This is a genomic window from Mycoplasma suis str. Illinois (genome assembly GCF_000179035.2).
Taxonomy (GTDB): Bacteria; Bacillota_I; Bacilli_A; order Mycoplasmatales; family Mycoplasmoidaceae; genus Eperythrozoon_A; species Eperythrozoon_A suis.
In genome coordinates this window covers 74,879-91,309 of the sequence record NC_015155.1, presented here as the reverse complement: position 1 = coordinate 91,309, position 16,431 = coordinate 74,879, and the positions used below count along the sequence as shown (strand labels likewise).

20 protein-coding genes are annotated in these 16,431 nt (G+C 31.2%); all 20 read right to left on the bottom strand.

The features are described 5' to 3' along the window. Positions 1 to 8: 8 nt before the first annotated feature. Positions 9 to 755 (bottom strand): hypothetical protein, encoded by a 747-nt coding sequence (locus MSU_RS00480; protein ID WP_013608793.1) that lies wholly within the window; start codon positions 753 to 755, stop codon positions 9 to 11. Positions 756 to 762: 7 nt separating this feature from the next. Beyond that, the gene (locus tag MSU_RS00475) at positions 763 to 1,512 is read right to left on the bottom strand and encodes a hypothetical protein (RefSeq protein ID WP_013608792.1); all 750 of its coding nucleotides are present in this window, start codon (positions 1,510 to 1,512) and stop codon (positions 763 to 765) included. Between the two features lie 135 nt (positions 1,513 to 1,647). Further along, positions 1,648 to 2,181: a hypothetical protein gene (locus MSU_RS00470; protein WP_013608791.1), complete on the bottom strand. Its 534-nt coding sequence runs from the start codon at positions 2,179 to 2,181 to the stop codon at positions 1,648 to 1,650. 3 nt (positions 2,182 to 2,184) lie between these two features. Continuing rightward, on the bottom strand, positions 2,185 to 2,769 hold the full coding sequence (locus tag MSU_RS00465; protein WP_013609613.1) for a hypothetical protein: 585 nt from the start codon (positions 2,767 to 2,769) through the stop codon (positions 2,185 to 2,187). 3 nt (positions 2,770 to 2,772) lie between these two features. Beyond that, positions 2,773 to 3,825, bottom strand: a complete 1,053-nt coding sequence (locus tag MSU_RS00460) for a hypothetical protein (protein WP_013609612.1) — start codon at positions 3,823 to 3,825, stop codon at positions 2,773 to 2,775. Between the two features lie 3 nt (positions 3,826 to 3,828). After that, positions 3,829 to 4,857: a hypothetical protein gene (locus MSU_RS00455; protein ID WP_013609611.1), complete on the bottom strand. Its 1,029-nt coding sequence runs from the start codon at positions 4,855 to 4,857 to the stop codon at positions 3,829 to 3,831. A gap of 4 nt (positions 4,858 to 4,861) precedes the next feature. After that, positions 4,862 to 5,557 (bottom strand): hypothetical protein, encoded by a 696-nt coding sequence (locus tag MSU_RS00450; protein WP_013609610.1) that lies wholly within the window; start codon positions 5,555 to 5,557, stop codon positions 4,862 to 4,864. A 5-nt stretch (positions 5,558 to 5,562) separates the two neighbouring features. Then, positions 5,563 to 5,745: a hypothetical protein gene (locus tag MSU_RS04325; RefSeq protein ID WP_013609609.1), complete on the bottom strand. Its 183-nt coding sequence runs from the start codon at positions 5,743 to 5,745 to the stop codon at positions 5,563 to 5,565. Positions 5,746 to 5,789: 44 nt separating this feature from the next. Beyond that, positions 5,790 to 6,677 (bottom strand): hypothetical protein, encoded by an 888-nt coding sequence (locus MSU_RS00445; protein ID WP_013609608.1) that lies wholly within the window; start codon positions 6,675 to 6,677, stop codon positions 5,790 to 5,792. Positions 6,678 to 6,851: 174 nt separating this feature from the next. Beyond that, positions 6,852 to 7,058, bottom strand: a complete 207-nt coding sequence (locus MSU_RS04425; protein ID WP_237696898.1) for a hypothetical protein — start codon at positions 7,056 to 7,058, stop codon at positions 6,852 to 6,854. Positions 7,059 to 7,229: 171 nt separating this feature from the next. Continuing rightward, positions 7,230 to 7,784, bottom strand: coding sequence for a hypothetical protein (locus tag MSU_RS00440; RefSeq protein WP_148221826.1), 555 nt, complete (start codon positions 7,782 to 7,784; stop codon positions 7,230 to 7,232). 109 nt (positions 7,785 to 7,893) lie between these two features. Next, entirely contained in the window at positions 7,894 to 8,457 is a 564-nt protein-coding gene (locus MSU_RS00435) for a hypothetical protein (protein ID WP_013609605.1), read from the bottom strand. A 22-nt stretch (positions 8,458 to 8,479) separates the two neighbouring features. Further along, positions 8,480 to 8,839, bottom strand: a complete 360-nt coding sequence (locus MSU_RS00430; RefSeq protein ID WP_043885135.1) for a hypothetical protein — start codon at positions 8,837 to 8,839, stop codon at positions 8,480 to 8,482. A gap of 283 nt (positions 8,840 to 9,122) precedes the next feature. Beyond that, on the bottom strand, positions 9,123 to 10,913 hold the full coding sequence (locus tag MSU_RS00425) for an ABC transporter ATP-binding protein (protein WP_013609603.1): 1,791 nt from the start codon (positions 10,911 to 10,913) through the stop codon (positions 9,123 to 9,125). Positions 10,914 to 10,943: 30 nt separating this feature from the next. Beyond that, positions 10,944 to 11,867 carry an ABC transporter ATP-binding protein gene (locus MSU_RS00420; RefSeq protein ID WP_013609602.1) on the bottom strand — a complete coding sequence of 308 codons (924 nt, stop codon included), beginning with the start codon at positions 11,865 to 11,867 and terminating at the stop codon, positions 10,944 to 10,946. After that, on the bottom strand, positions 11,860 to 12,285 hold the full coding sequence (locus MSU_RS00415; protein ID WP_013609601.1) for a hypothetical protein: 426 nt from the start codon (positions 12,283 to 12,285) through the stop codon (positions 11,860 to 11,862). The genes MSU_RS00420 and MSU_RS00415 overlap by 8 nt, the downstream gene beginning before the upstream one ends. Before the next feature lie 55 nt (positions 12,286 to 12,340). Beyond that, positions 12,341 to 13,105, bottom strand: a complete 765-nt coding sequence (locus MSU_RS00410) for a PhoU domain-containing protein (RefSeq protein ID WP_013608777.1) — start codon at positions 13,103 to 13,105, stop codon at positions 12,341 to 12,343. Positions 13,106 to 13,141: 36 nt separating this feature from the next. Then, positions 13,142 to 14,530 (bottom strand): hypothetical protein, encoded by a 1,389-nt coding sequence (locus MSU_RS00405; RefSeq protein ID WP_013609600.1) that lies wholly within the window; start codon positions 14,528 to 14,530, stop codon positions 13,142 to 13,144. Further along, positions 14,530 to 15,564: a tRNA ligase subunit PheS family protein gene (locus MSU_RS00400; protein WP_013608775.1), complete on the bottom strand. Its 1,035-nt coding sequence runs from the start codon at positions 15,562 to 15,564 to the stop codon at positions 14,530 to 14,532. The genes MSU_RS00405 and MSU_RS00400 overlap by 1 nt, the downstream gene beginning before the upstream one ends. After that, the gene (locus MSU_RS00395) at positions 15,542 to 16,372 is read right to left on the bottom strand and encodes a methionine adenosyltransferase domain-containing protein (protein ID WP_237696897.1); all 831 of its coding nucleotides are present in this window, start codon (positions 16,370 to 16,372) and stop codon (positions 15,542 to 15,544) included. The genes MSU_RS00400 and MSU_RS00395 overlap by 23 nt, the downstream gene beginning before the upstream one ends. Between the last annotated feature and the right edge of the window lie 59 nt (positions 16,373 to 16,431).

Sequence of the window (16,431 nt, the reverse complement as noted above, 5' to 3'; positions counted from 1 at the left end):
TTTAACTTTTAAGTCTCTAAAGTTCTTGTAACACTAGAACAATTTATAAGAATTCTCCCTTCATCTATATTTCCTTTTTCCAAACATGACATTTCACCGCCATTAATTCTTAATCCTGTCTTTAATTCTTTACTAATATCTGTAGTTTCTTTAGTCATCAATGATTCATCAAGTCGAACTAATACGTTAACTAATTTTTCTCCCTTTACAACTAATATCTTTTCAGGTTTTTCTTCTCTATTTTTTCAAACACTATTAAATAGAGATTCGCACTCATTACTCTCTAAAGTTTCTTGATTATTTGAGCCAAACTCATATCATCGATCACAAGTTAATTCCTTTTTCCCTCCTTCTTTTTCTCAATAATTAATTGTTTCTGCAATAATTTTTCGAGAACTAACTGTTTCTCTTTCTTCTCTAGTAATTACATCTACTTGTTCTGTCTGTTCACTTAAATCTTGTGAAACAAAAGAATCTACTAGAGGTTCCTGCAAAATATTTTCTGAATTTAAAGAAGAATCTTTAGGGACTCCCTGTAATTCTTTTTGAGGATTCAAACCTTTTTCATCGTTCTTAATTCCTTCTTCTGGATTCATTTTTAGTGACATCTCATTATCTCTTTGATTTGGTGAACTTGCTGAATGATTTTCAGAATAATTATCTGAACTATTTTTAATTAAGTAAGTTCCTCCTGCAGCTCCTCCAAAGGAGACTGCAGCCAGAACTATTTTGACTCAGGCAGAAGCCGTAAACATTCCTTAACTAAATTGGAAGTTGACGAAGAACTTCTAAGTCAGGCTCTAATGACTGTTGATTTTCTTCAGAAAAGCAAGCAATAATAATTCTTCCATCCTCAAGATTTCCCTTATTCTTGCACACCATATCATTAACTTTCAATCCTTCGGATTTACTTAATGATTCTTCAATTGTTGAAGAAATCTGCAAACTATCTCCAAACAAATTACTACTCAATTGTTCCTTTGTAACTAATATCAAACTTTTTGGTTTTTGTCCTAATTTATCTTTTCAAACTGAGTCAAATAAGTTTTTGCAATCTAGAGAACCTACAGATTCAGAAGAATCTCTATTTTCATATCATCTGTCACAAGAAAAATTTTCTCCCGCACCTTCTTGTAAATTGATTGTTTCTCTAATAACTTTCGGCGAATAAGTTCTTTTGCTTACAGTTGTCACTGAATCTTCTTTTGATTTTTCTGAAGTTTGAGGATTTACATTTGATTGTTCAGATAATACTTGAGGGATTTGTTCGGAATCTACCGAACCTTCAACTAAACCTGAAAGTTTAGGAACAGATTCATCTGTTGAAGATGAATTAGGATCTTCTTGTTTTTTTAAATTTCCTTCTTCATTATCGGATACTTTTGGATTTTCTGCAGATCCTTCTGAAGAAACAGAACCCATTAAATCCCTTTTATCTTGAGAAGACGGATTTCCAACATCACCAGCAATACTATTCTTTGTTGTTCTGGGATTTTCAACAGACTCTTTCAATTCTGTTGGTAAGTCAGAGGAACTTGAACTATTTTTAATTAAGTAAGTTCCACCGGCAGCTCCGCCGAAGGAAACTACAGCTAGAACTATCTTAGATAAAGTAGTTGCTTAAATCATCTACTAAATAGGTAATTGTTAAAGAGTTTTTCAACTAGTTTCTGATAATTTCTTATCTTTATTTGAAAAGCAAGAAACTTCAACCTCTCTAGGATCTTGAGTATTCTTTTCGTCTAATTTACATCCCCAAGTTTCATATTTGTAAGTTAATTCTGTGGAATCTTTTTTGCTGAATCATTCATTTTCTTTACTAGAAACTCCCAAGAAACTCAAAATAGTTTTCACATCATCTGAATTTCAAGTTTTTAATCACAACCTGAAATTCTTTCTATTTCTTTCGTTATTTCCTGAAATTGACATTATTTTCTTTTCGCACAATTCTTTATCTTCCCTTTTTACCTCTATACCTTCAGAAATTACTGAGCAAATATTACTATCCTTATTTCCAACGGAAATAATATAACCACCAAATATATTGGAATCTAAAGTTTTTGAACTTTCACCCAACAAATTAAAAGGATTATTTTTCATTAAATAAGTTCCACCACTAGCAGCTCCACCCAATGAAACTACAACTAAAGCTATTTTTGCTCAAGTAGATGCTCCAAACATTCTTTAGATAATTTGTTGAAGAACATTTCAACTTGCTTCTGATAATTCTCTTTCTTTATCAAAATAACAACTAATAACGACTTCTTTAGGGTTGTAAGGATTTTTTTCATCTAACTTACATGTCAATATTTCTGAATTGAAAGTTACTTCTGTTGAACTACTCTTAAATCATTCATCTTTTTTATTTGAGGCTCCCAATCCCTTCAAAACTATTCCAACATCTTTAACATCAACAACTCTTAGTCATATTCTCAAATCCTTTTTATTCTGTTCATCTTTTAAATTGTTTGAAACTTTTTCCTTACACTTAGAATCCTCAATTTGAGATCCAACACCTTTCTCAATATTGAAACAAACATTATTGTTTTCTCCATTGGAGAGTACGTACTCTCCAAATATTCTTTCATCTGCTTGTCCATTATTTCCGAATTTTTTATTCTCACTAGGTCGTGAATAAGTATCTTTATTTTTTGTTACTCTAGTTTCTAAAGAATCTTGAAATTTACTTATAAGATATTTCCCTCCAAAAGCTCCTCCTAATGAAAGTACAACTATAGATATTTTTGCTAATGTAGCTGATCCGAACATTTATTAAGTAGTTAATTCTGTTGTTACCTTTTGGTAACAACTAACGGTAAATTCTTGATTACTTGAATCTGAAGTAACTTCAGATTGTTTACAAGTTAATGTATCTCCAACTCCAAAAGTTACTTCTATTTCAGAATTATCTTCAAATCATTTACCACTTGAATTATTTACAAACAATCCTTCCAAAATTTCTTTACTATGTTTTTTATCTTTTGTCTTAAACCATATTCTTAAATTCTTCTTTTGCTCTTCATTTCCTAATTTTTGAGAAACTCACTGCTTACATTCTTCCTCACTTTGTTCTTCCCCAACTCCCTCTTTAATTAATGAACAAATATCTTTTCTCCCTGATGATCCAGAATCATCACCTGACAAAAGAATATATTCTCCAGAGATGTCAGTATTAGCTCTTCCCCCTTCACCGAAAGTGGTTTTTCTAAATTCTGAACCTGATCTATAGTTTTCTGAAGTTATAGACAATCTTTCGGATTGCATTCCTTCTCCTGAAGAATCTGGAGAGGATTGTACTAATGATTGAGTGCTTGAAGATGAGCTCTCAACTTCTCTATTTTCAGTATCTTGCTCCTTTAAACTGTCTTTTTCACTTAATTGATCTGCATTAGTACTAGTAGTACTTAAAACATCTTGTGAGTTTTCTGCTCCTCCTTTTCCATCGCTTTGGCCTTGAAGGGAAGAATCTACTTGATTCGTATCAGATCTTGAAGTACTTTCAGAATTATCTCCTAACTCTTCATTTTTAGGTTCTGAAGAAGATGTAGAACTAACATTATCATCTTGCTCCGGAGAAGAAGTATGTGAATCTTGTTCTCTCTTTTCTGTATCTTCGGTGTTAGCACTTACATCTTGAGTAATTGTTCGCTTTTCTTCAGAACCATCTCCGGAATCTAAAGCCTCTTTTTTTAAAGTATCGGGATTTTGTTTTTTTGTAATTTCTTCTTCATTAACGCGATTTTTAATTAAGTAAGTTCCTCCAGCTGCACTCCCGAAAGAAACAATAGCCAGAGCTATTTTTACTCAAGTAGCTGTCCCAAACATTTACTAAGTAGAAGTTTCCACTAAATTATCTGTAGTTGCCAAAAGGCAACTAACAGTAACTTCCTGATTATTTGCTTCTCCATTTACTTCAGATAATTTGCAAGTTAAATTTCCAAAAATACTAAAAGTAACTTTTATTGGATTCTCTCCATCAAATCACTTATCTCCTGAATTGTTCACTTCCAATACTTTCAAAATTTTTTCAGCATGTTTTTTATTTCCAGTTTTCAACCAAATTCTTACATTATTCTTATCCTCTTCAGATTCCTTTAAGTTTTCATTAACCATTTTTTGACATTCTTCGCTAGTTGTATATTCTCCAACTCCTGAAGTAATTTTTGAACAAATATTGCCCATACTCCCTTCATTTGAGGAATTTCCGGACAATAACATATATTCTCCTGATATTTGTGAATCAGGACTATTTCCTTCTCCAAATATTTTTGATTCTGATCTTCTACCACTATAGTTTCCATTATTTATTCGTGATTCATCTGACTGCATTCTTAAAGATGAATCATCTTGATTAATTGTTTGTTGTTGGCTTGTTTCTGAAATTTCAGATGCTGCACTAACTTCTCGACTGTAATCAACATTATTTCCTAATTGTCCTTGAACAGAAAGTGAATCAGTTTCTCTCAGAGAATTACCGTCAGAAGAAGTTGATGTTGAGGGAATTTCTGAAGAAATATCTTCACTTGTTTCTTCTACTGAATTTTTAGTTTCAGTTAAAGGAGAGGTTTTTTCAGTTTCCTTTCCTTCCGTATGAACATCAGATTTTTGATTTACTTCACCTTCATTTCTTTGATCTCGTGGCTCAATTTGTTGTTTAGAAGATCCTCCAATAATTATCTTTTTCTGATCTCCTACGTCCTCTGCTTGAGGGGTAATTTCCGGATCTTTTTTATCGCTTAGTTTTTCTTCTGAAGAAATATTTGAATTAACTCCCTTAAGAAAATAAGTACCTCCGGCAGCTCCACCAAAAGAAACTATAGATATCGCTATTTTTGTCCAAGTGGCTAAACCAAACATTTAATTAAGTAGTAACTCCTTCTTGTTTATTGAAACAACTTACATTCACTTCTTTAACTTCAGTAGATGAAGTTGTTTTATCTGTTAACTGACAAGTTAATGTATCAAAATTTAGAGTCACTTCAATTGAATCTTTACTCTCAAATCACTTATTAGCATCTTCATTATTTCCTTTATTTTCAAAACCTAATCCTTTCAGAACATATCCAGCATGTTCTTTATTTTCTGTCTTCAACCATAATCTGAATTTCTTACCACTCTTTTCTATTTCTGAAACCTTAGAAGAAATTGTTGAATTACATTTTTCTCCATCAGCCCCTTTACTAATAGTCATGCAAATATCTCCTTCAGAATTATCTCCACCAGACAAAATATATTCTCCATTTATATCTGAATCTTGTCCTATTTTTCCAAAAGTTTTCTTTCCATTACCTCTACTTCCATTTGCCCCTCTAGACAATGTTGATGTATCTCTACTATCTGTTATTGAAGGATTTTCAGGATTTGAAAGTGCGAGTTGTCCATTATTTCCAGTAACATATACTTTTTCGTCATCTCTCGGACTTAATCATTGCTTTTCAGTCGAATTCACTGAATTTGTGCCATAAGAACTACTTTTAACTAAATAAGTTCCTCCAGCTGCACTCCCAAAAGAAACAATAGCTAGGGCAATCTTTGCCCAAGTAGCTACTGCAAACATTTACTCTAAGAAGATGTTTCTAAATTTTTTGAATAACAACTTACAGTAACTCCATTATTTCCTGAATCTGAATTATTTTCTGAAAGCTTACAAATCAATGTTCCAACTAAATCAAAATTCACATTTATTTCCTTTCTTTCGCCAGAAAATCAATTTTCATCTGAGGAAATAACTTGTAATCCTTTCAAAATTTCCTTAGCATTTTCCTTGTTTTCTGTCTTAAGTCAAACTCTTATTTTTCTTTATTCTCTAGGCTATTTAAGTTCTGAGATACTGTTGCATTACATTCTTCTCCAACTTTTGCTCCTTCCTCCTCTCCTCCACTAATTTTCGAACAAATAGTATTATTTGAACCTTCTTCTCTGGAAATTATGTACTCACCATTTATGTTTTGATTTTTTCCATTTTCTCCAAATGTTTTTTTATCGACTTGTCTTCCACTATAACCTCCATTAGTTATTGCTGATGTGGAATCATTAGTTTGAATTCCATCATTTGTAGAAATTTGAGAAGAAGGCGCGGAAGTACTTTCTGGTTGTTGTTCAACGACTTGATCATTTCTAGAATTTCCTTCTTGGGTGGTAGGTAATTGAGGTTCTCCTTCTCCAGAATTTGAACTTACTTGTTCTGAAGATGGTTCTAACGAAGTTGTGCTAGGATCTCTAGATTGACTTAAATCTGAAACTTCTGAAGTTTGCCCTTCAGAAACATTCGCATTATCGTTAGAAGTTTCAGAATTAGGATTTTGTTGTTGAGCGCCATTTAAAGAATTATCTGCTCCTTCTGCTTGAGATGCTTCAAAACTATCAGATCTCTGAGTATCTGTTACAGAAACTTCACTACCAGTTTGAGTAACCTCTTGATTTGTTGGGCTTGTATCTACGCTTGGAGTGGTAGAAGTTCCCTCTCCTTGAACTCTTTGAGATGCAGAAACTTCAGGAGTTCCTGAACTTGCTGAATCATGTCCTCCAGTACTTCTTCTTTCTCTAGAAGCAGGCTCTTGCTTCTCATCCAAACCATTATTTGGGGAAAAATTTTTATAAATATAAGTTCCACCGGCAGCTCCGCCCAAAGAAAAAATAGCTAAGGCTATTTTTGCTCAGGTAGCTGTCCCTATCATTTTCTAGTTAATCAAGTTAGCTTTAAAAGCTAACTAACTGAAAACTTACATTCATTTTCCAAAAAAATAAGACAAATTTTTTAAATTATAATAAATACCTAATTTCTTATTTTTTGGAACTAGAAAAATAAATAATTTCTAACTAGCTATAAGACTTCTAGATAAGTCTTATTACTAATAAGTTACGTATCTACCTGTTTTATAAGACTTATAACGTGGCTTTCTTAATTTATAACTACTATAACTCTTTTTAGGTCTAAAGTCATAGTAGGTATAACTTCTAGGAGGTCTATATCTATAATACTTAGTTCCTCAAGTCTTGTAATAATAAAAAGGTTTTCTGTATCATGACTTACCAGAATACCTTTTTATTAATCTCATTGCTCTAAAAAACCTTATTGTGTTTCTTCTATTTCAATTCCGAATTCACCTATAATTAGCGTCAGCTTGTCTTTCGAAACTACTTCTTCTCATAATTTGTCCCTTTACTAATTAATTTTTAAGTTAATTCTTTCTAAAAGACCCCTAAGGGTCTTTTTTCTAAGAATTAATTTATTTAGAGTGTTCTGTTCCTGAAGTTTGTTGTCCTCTTTCTCCTTCTTGAGTTTCTTGTGTTGAAGTTCTTTGACAAATAATTTCTATTCTATTGTTTCCTAGACTTTCTTGAGTACATACACCACTTCCAATTTTTCATTCTCTTGCACTTCCTGTTTCTCTCTTTTTCAATATTTGAGTATCTTCTAATAACTTATATACTTCTGATTCTTCACCTCTAAATATTTCTTGTTGTTTACTTAAATCTCCTATATTATCTGCTCAAGAACCACAACCATCTTCAATATTTCCTTCATAAGCTTTTTCTTCCTTTTGTTGTCTTATTGATTCTCCCAAAACAACTTCTCTACCATATTCATTAATTTGACTTTGAAGTTCTTCAGTCATTTCTAATCCCTTAAATACTTTTCTTTGACATTGTTTACTAAATGTTCCGTTGCTTCCCTTGGAAGCATCATCTTCATCTCCAATAGAAATGTGCTCTCACAGTGATGTTCCAACCATCTTAGAGTAATTAGAGGTCATAAGACCTCTATTTAAATTACTACTCAATAGAACGCCCCCCCGACAGCTCCAGCAGATACTATTGCTGCAGCAATTCCTAAAAACTTAGTAAGTCCTAACATATTACCTTAGGAATTTTAGTGAATGCTTAAAAAACTTAAGTGATTTGATTTTCAATCTTTTGGCAAACTATTTCTATTTTTCCACCTCCCAAATCTTTTTGATTACATTCTCCCTTATTACCATTCTCTCCAAAAGTTCACTTAGCTTCTTGTTGTTGAGCTTCAGGAGAAGTATTTTCTACTTTCTTTTCAAAAATTGAACCTTTCAATAAATCATTAACTTCTCCTTTATTTCCCCTAAATATCTCTTGAGGTCTATTTAAATTTCCAATATTATTTGCTCAATAACCACAGCCAAATTGGATTCCTTCTTCTGAATCATGTTCACTCTTTGGTTGTTCAAATTCTTCTGTATTTAGAACAATACTTGTACTAAATACTTCTCTAAGTTGTCTTCAACATTGTTTTTCATATTTACCATTCAGTTTTTCTCCATTTTCTCCTATTGAGATATGTTCTCAAACTACATTATCAAATTTTTGAGGTCCTTCTAACTTAACCCTATCTCTAGGTAAATTACCTAAATAAATACCACTCCCAACAGTTCCAATAGATACTACGGCTGCAGCCACTCCTAATAATTTAGTAACTCCTACCATTCTACCTTAGGAATTTCAAAATCTATTCTTTTGAAATTCTCTGACAAGTAATTTCTATATTTCCATCTCTTAGATCTTTTTCAACACAGTTACCTTCTTCTACTTTTCAACCCACTACTGTATTTCCGGAAGGATTTCCTAATTTATTTTCTAAACCATAACCTTCAGTTAATTTTCTAATTGCCTCTTTATTACCTCTAAAGATTTCTTTCTCAGTATTTTCACTATCTCCAACATATTTAGATCATTCACCACATGTTTTTTCGATGTTTTCTTCATCTTCTCTTTGTTGCTTATCAATTTCAGCTAATAGTTGTTCTTCTCCTGAGCTGATTTGATCTTGAATATCGGAATTAGGATTTTGTGTCTTCAAACCTCCCAAAATAACTTTTGGATCTTTTAGAACTTTTCTTTGACAAGTTTTTGTTAATTTAATGTTTTGTTGTTCTTCATTTTCTTCTCTACTTAAAGAGATGTGTTCTCATAATACTGATTGTTCAATCTTAGGGTAACTAGGGGCTGAAAGCCCCTTAGATACGTTACCTAGATAAATGCCCCCCCCGCAGCTCCTACAGATAGAGTTCCAACAACTACAGGAACTAATTTAATAAGAACTTTCATAATCTATCTAATTTATTTTTAAACTAATCAACTTTTAAAAACTTTTAAAGATTAGTCAAACTATCTACTGATAGAGGATTAGGATTTCTATAGTCTTCTACTATTCTTCCACCATCTATTTTGATTACTCTATCAGTAATAGTTGCTATTGCTGGGTTGTGAGTAATCATAATAATGGTGGTCTTAGCATACTCATTAATCAACTTAAAGAATTTAAGAATGATTTTTGCAGAAGCATGGTCTAGTGCTCCTGTAGCTTCATCAGCAAAGAGTATCTTAGGTCTCTTAATTAGAGACCTAGCAATAGATACTCTTTGTTGTTGTCCCCCAGAAAGTTGATTTGGATATTTATCTTGATGAGGTAGCAAATTGAAAGCATTAACTAAATGGGTTATATCTTCAGTATCTGAAGCTATAAAGATTTGATTCAAAATTTTTCTTACAGCTTTTACGCGCGTTAATCCTCCCTTAACAAATCTTTTGTATCTGATAATTACAGATACAAAAGACTCTAATAATGTTTTCATTCCACTTCTAAGAGCTACTGATAACTCTATATTTCCCCTAGCAGTAAGATAGGGGATTAATGCATAATTTTGGAAAATATATCCTATCTTATCTCTTCTGAAAGAAGTCAACTTCTTATCAGAAAAGATAGCTGTATTACATTTATCTATTACTAATTGACCACTTGTCGGGATGTCAATTCCCGACAATAAGTTAATTAGTGTTGTCTTCCCTGATCCAGAAGGACCAAGAATAGCTATAAACTCTCCCTGTTCAATGTTTAAATTAATGTCTCTCAGGGCATGAAACGAACCAAAATGCTTATTTACATTCTTTAGAGAAATAAAAGATAGTTGTTCTTTCTCTATTCTTTGTTTTTCTGTTTTTGTAATCTTCATAGGCTTGGTTCGTTTCATTTGAAGAGCATCTTTTGTTTTCTTAATGTTTTTAGATTGCAAAGGAATAAAAATAACTCTAAAGAAAGGAAGCAGGAAAGGATTTCCTGCAAAAAATTCCTTTAGATATTTTCTATAAACAACTATTGCACTTCAGAAAGAACAGAAATTAAATACATAAGTTATGTATCCTAATGTTGTTAGTGGAAGTTGAGAAGTTAATCCTTCTGTACTTGCACTACTTCCCTTAAAAATTAAGGATCAAACTTTGCTTTGATCCTGAGTATCTGTATATATTCCTTCTCCGAACAACATTAAAAGCGCAAATGTTGTTCAAGCTATATTAAATAGCTGAACAAATGACAATTTGAAAAGTAATTGAGAAAAATTACTTGTTTTCTTGAGCAAAACACTTGCTCTAGATTTTTTTAGAATGTGTTCCATTTCTACAAAAAAATCTTTGATAATAAATAGCAAGAATACACCTATTAGGAATAGTCCTGCAGCTAAAGAAATAAAGTAGTAAGTATCTGCATTCCACTGTGGTGTATGCAGTTTATAGTTATTTTTTATAGATTCAAGACTGTGCTCCCTGAATATGTAATTGAATACTGTTTCAAACACAATAACCAAGTTATTGGTTTGCATAATAGGGGTTCTGCTAGTAGGAAATGCGATAGCACTTACTACTCAGAACGACCAAATAAAAAACAATCAGAAGAATATATTGATTAGGAAGTTGTAGTTAGTTACTCAGAACTTAAGAGGGAATTGATTTCTAAATTGAGCCCTTTTGGACTCAAATTTTTTAAGTTGTTCTACTAAAAACTTCTGATTAGGAACAATAACTTGTTTATTCTTTAATTTCTCCTCACTAATCTTTTTTGGCTTAGGTCTCCTTAAGGAGACCTGTTCAAAAGAATTTCAGTACATTTTTTTAAGTGATTATCTTGAAAAAATTAACTAACTGTGTCAGTCAATACTGTTAGGATGTACTGGTATTTGAGAGGTAGTTGAAACAATCATTCCCTTGTCTATTTTGATTACCTTATGAGCAATTTTTGCAATCAATCTATTGTGGGTAATCAAAAAGATAGTTGTTTTATATTTCCTATTTATATCTACAAAGATATTCAGAATATCTCTGCAGGTGTCTGCATCAACAGCACCTGTAGGTTCATCAGCAAATATTAGTTGAGGATTTTTAGCTAAAGCTCTAGCTATAGATACTCTTTGTTGTTGTCCCCCAGAAAGAGCTCTAGGTTTCTTAGCCATTTGCTGAGATATTCCCAATAGCTCAGCAATTTGATCTATATCCAATCTTTTATCAACATCTTTTTGGATTCTCTGCCCAACTAAGATGTTTTCTCTAACTGTTAATTCTGGAATTAATGCATAATTCTGGAAGATAATAGAAAGATATTTAGACCTGAAATAGGAAAGTCATTCCTGATTCATAGTAGTTAAGGAATGAGAATACACAATAGATTCTCCATTGCAAGCTCTTTCCATTCCGGCTAGTATATTTAGGAGAGTGGTCTTTCCAGACCCAGACTCTCCTAATATAACTACTAATTCACCAAACTTAACTTTTAGATTTACATTTCTCAGGATACGAATATATTCGCCCGTTTTTTTATTGTGATATCACTTCTCTAAATTTCTACATTCAATTGCGTATCCTGAGTTATTGGGATAAATAATTGTTCCCTTATGTTTTTTGTTAAGTTGAACTACTTGCTTTACTACTTCTTTAGAGTGTTCTTTCCTTAATTTCTTATTATTTCTTTTTTCAGTCTTTAATCAGGATTTGTAATCTAACTTTTTTTCTGGAACTACTTTTTTTTGAAAAAGACTGAAAAAATAATTAGTGTTTAACTTAGTCATTGTGTTCTTCTGTATTTTCAGAAGAATACAATGATCTGAAATAATCTATAGCTCCCTGTAGATTAGGTACAGTCATCTTAGGTTTAAAGATATTAGGTATAAAGGGTAATTGAAAAGATTTAGCATGTACTTCTTTTTTATTGAATAATCTTCTATATCTTTTATATTCTTGTTTTATGCTTCCTGTTAATTCCTCGAATTTTTGATTAGGATCTTGTTCTAGAAAAGTAAGAATTTCTCTGTGAGTTTCTTCAGGAACATAGAAATAATTCTTTATTTCTATTAGAGGGGACAATATTTTTTCTAAATATTTTTCTATTACTGGTCTAATAGAAAAATAGAAGTGAATTATTTTTGCGCAATAGTTTTGCTTGGATTCTAAAAAATGAGCAAACCTATAAGGCTTAAAGGTAGCCATAAAAGGCTTCCTTTCTATTAGAAAGAAATCTAAATTAGTTCTTTTGGAATCTGAATTAGTCAGGTCTGTGACTTTCCTTAAGTAGACTACTTAAATGAAGTTGCATTTCTTGATTCTTAATATAGTAGAAATTTTCTACTATATTGAATACATGATCTAGGAATCTGTCAATCTTAACAAGAATTAATTGTAGTAGCCCTGAAAGAGCAATAATATTTTTAATTCTTTCAGAGTGTTCTTCTTCATCCCTTCAGGGAGTTTGATAACTTGTAAAAGGTTCTATTCCAGTGAATTTAAGAAGTCTTTCATTTAATTGAATAGAAATTTTTGATAATTTTGAGTGAAGAACTGACTTTTGGGACAATATTTCTTCATAAGAAAATTGTTCAATTTCTCCAGAAGATTTACCAAATAAGTTGTAAATGCTCTGACAATATTCTGAAACTATTTCCCAAAGTTGGGAGTGCAAAATAATTTTTTTAAGATCTGAGTTTCCATCTTTTGTAGCTATCTTAGCTATAGAGTAAAGATAATCTCCACATCTTTCTAGATCTTTTACCGAAAGGAAAAGAGCTAGAAAAAATCTAAGCTTTACATTTGATGGTGTATTTTTAGTGCACTGTCATTCAATTTCTAATATGTTTTTGTTGTAAAGTAAATTAGATTCTGCCTCTATTTTGACTATTTCTGATCAGTCTACCTTTTCTTCTCAGAAGAGAAGAGAGTATCTAGTGAAATTTTTGATTAGTTGAAAATAGCTTAGAAAATCAGAATAACACTTCTGAATTGATCTTTCTAAAAGTTCGGAGTTAATCGGCATATCATAAAAAACGAAGGCTTCAATTAATTTTAAAGATTAAAGATCTCTAAAAATTTTTAGATCTATACATATGGAGATTATCTCCATATGTCTTATTTCAAAAGATTCTAATCTGTGAACTCTAACTGTTCCAATTTGTTCATCTTTTGAATTAACAATATGAGCAAATTCAGTAGCTCCTGAACTATTTTCAATTTTCTTTAATTCTTTCAGGGGTTTTACATTTAATTTCCCCTTAAATAATTCTTTAAGAATTTCATATAGTTCTTCTAAGTCATAGAAAAATATATTTTTCTGAGTAATATATTTTTCATCTCCCCCCTCTAAAAGAACTGTAGAAAGTAAAGCTAATTGTCAACTAGACTTTCAGGGACAATAAGCTAACTCAAATATTGGATATAAATTATTTCCAAGATTTAAGTTCTTAAGTAATACTTGTTTAACTACAGAGTTAACAATGTCATCTCTTAGTGTAGATGTTGGATTGTATTCAAGAACTAAATCTACTTCATTATTTAGCTCTTGACAAGGACTAAATTTAGTTGTATTACACTCAACAAAACCTTTAGATAAGAGACATTTTCTTATCCCTGAAATAAGTGTGAGAGGTTTATCTGATGAACTTTTTCCATCAGATAATTTTTTGTAATTTGAATTTCCAATTTCCTTTGATACCAATTGGAAATCAGTTAATCTAAAAAGTATTTCATTGAAGGAAGGCAAGTTATCTTGCCTATATCAAATAGGTCACTGAACTTCAAAATTTTTTTCTGAAAAATCTAGTGATTTGAAAGAAAAATAATGTGGGATCAATTTTTGAATAACTAAGTTTTCTCAATTTTTTCTTAAATCACTAAAAATTGGCAAAAGAGAAGGAAGAGAAACTATAGAGGCTGCTCTATTCTGAGAAATTTCTTCCTCAGACATTTTTATAGACTCAATGATTTCTTTTTTACTTGAATCACATTCAAGCCATTCAATATTTCTATTCTTGAAAAAAGAACGAATACCTAATTTAAAAATTGATTCGTTTTTTTCTGGATCTCCAAAAATAAGCTTCAAGAAAGTTCAAACATTTTCTGAATGATTTTCAGAAACTTTCTTTTCGCAAGTTTTTAATAAGAAGGAAATTAATTCTCTATTAGAAAGAAATTCCTTCATTTCTTTCTCAGAAACTCTCTTTGAGTGAGAAATATCCAAGAGTAAAGAAAGTTCACGAGAAACTACCCATAAAGATGGATAGTCAAACAATCCACAAACTGGCTTTAATCAATATATAAATTCAGACATTTCTGTTTGAATAGTTCTAAAAAGAATATTTTCAACTTCTAAGTGAATTTTCACGAAAGAACTTCTTATTTCTTCATAAGGTAAATTCTTTATTTCTGGTAATAAAAATTCCAGAATCTTATCTGGAATAATCATTATTTTTCCTTAACTATTGATTTGAAATTATTCTCGTATAGACTTCTTATGTCCAAAATCAAATTTTGGATCATACATATTCTCTCTATTCCTAGCCCTAAAGCTAGGGCACAACAATTAGGATGTGTTTTTTCTAAGATTTCACTTCTTAGGAAACCACAACCCAATATTTCTATCCATCTAGTTCCTTTACATAGTCTGCAATCCTCATCTCCCTTACACAAACACATTAAGTCCACTTCGAAAGAAGGGGACGTAAAAGGGAAATAAGAAGGCCTTAAACAATATATTTTCTTTCACTCAAAACCTTTAAATAGCTCTTCTAAGAGAGCTTCTATAAGCTCTCTAAGTTCTTCAATACTTAAATTTTTATTTACTCAAACTAAATCTAGTTGAGTAAATTGAGACAAGTGAGTAGGATCATTATCTTCTTTTCTATATACAGTCCCGAAAGAAGCTCCCTTGAAATTAACTCCCTTAAATTTTTCAAGAATTTTTAAAGTGCTAGTAGTGTTATGAGTTCTCAACATAAACTCTTCAGATAGTTTCTTTTTTCCAGAACTAGTTAAAAAGAAACTATCACTAGTAGCTCTAGCTGGATGATTTTCCGGAATTAAAAGAGAATCAAAATTGTCAGATACTCTGACAATTTCACTTTCCTCTAAGTAATCAAAGTTATATTTCTCGATAAAATTTGATACTCTTTCCATAACTTCAGAAAGATAGTTGACTGATTCATAGTCAACTTCTTTTTTTTCTATCCTAAAACTCTTTCTAGGCTCACAAGAAATATTTTTTCAACTAGAAAGTTCTTCTTTCTTTAATTGATATATTTTTTGTGAACTTTCTTTTAATTCCTTAAAAAGGAGACCTATTCTCCTTTTTTCTTCTTTATCTGAAGTATTTTGTAATTTTTTTCTTAGTGGAAGTAAATTTTCTTCCCTTCACTTTTTAAAACAAGAATCTAAAGCTTCCCTAGAGGAAGCTTTTAGAACTTCTTGTTTTAAAAGATTAAGTTCTTCGCAATCAGTCATTAATAGCTTCTACTTTATTTATTTGCTCCCAAGGTAAATTTGGAACAAAATTTCCAAAGTTAGATATTTCAGTTAACTTCAGAAAAGAAATATTTTCTGAAGTAAATAACTGAAATATTTCACTAACTTTTGTTGGGAAACAATTTTCTAGTATTTCCAATAAGTCTTTGTGACTTATCTTTAAATCTCTAGAAAAAGTTATGTCATATGCTAGTGCTTTTTCCTGAGCAATAGCATATGTAATTTTTAACTCCAATTCAGTAGCTAGTCCTGCAGCTACTAGATTTTTTGCTACTCATCTAGCAAAATAACAACCTAATCTATCCATCTTAGTAAGGTCTTTTCCACATAGTCCACCACCTCCGTGGTGGGCTATAGGCCCAAAATTATCAGCTATTTGTTTTCTATTAGTTACTCCAGTATCTGCTATTAATCCCCCTATTTGAAAACTTCCTGATGAATTTATAAATCAGAAAGTTTTCTCATCCCAACTAATATTTAGTTCTTGAAGGAAAGGATATATTACCTTTTCTTTAAGTTCTTCACTTATTTGTTCTCTAGTCACATTTGTTAAATGCTGAATAGAGAACACAAGAGAATTAAGTCTCACTTTATGAGGACTACTATTCTTGTTGACCTCAAGGTCAACTAATACTTTATAGTCCTCTTTAGCTCAATAGAAAACTCCAGACTGAATTAATTCTTTAGTCTTGAATATTAACTTCTTTGCAAGGTAATACTCAAGAGGTAAATAATCTGGAGTTTCTGAAGAGGCAAATCCAAATACTATACCTTGATCTTGAGTCAATTTACAGGAATCACTATTTAGTTGGAATAATTCCTGTGATTGACTCTTGTAATCAATGA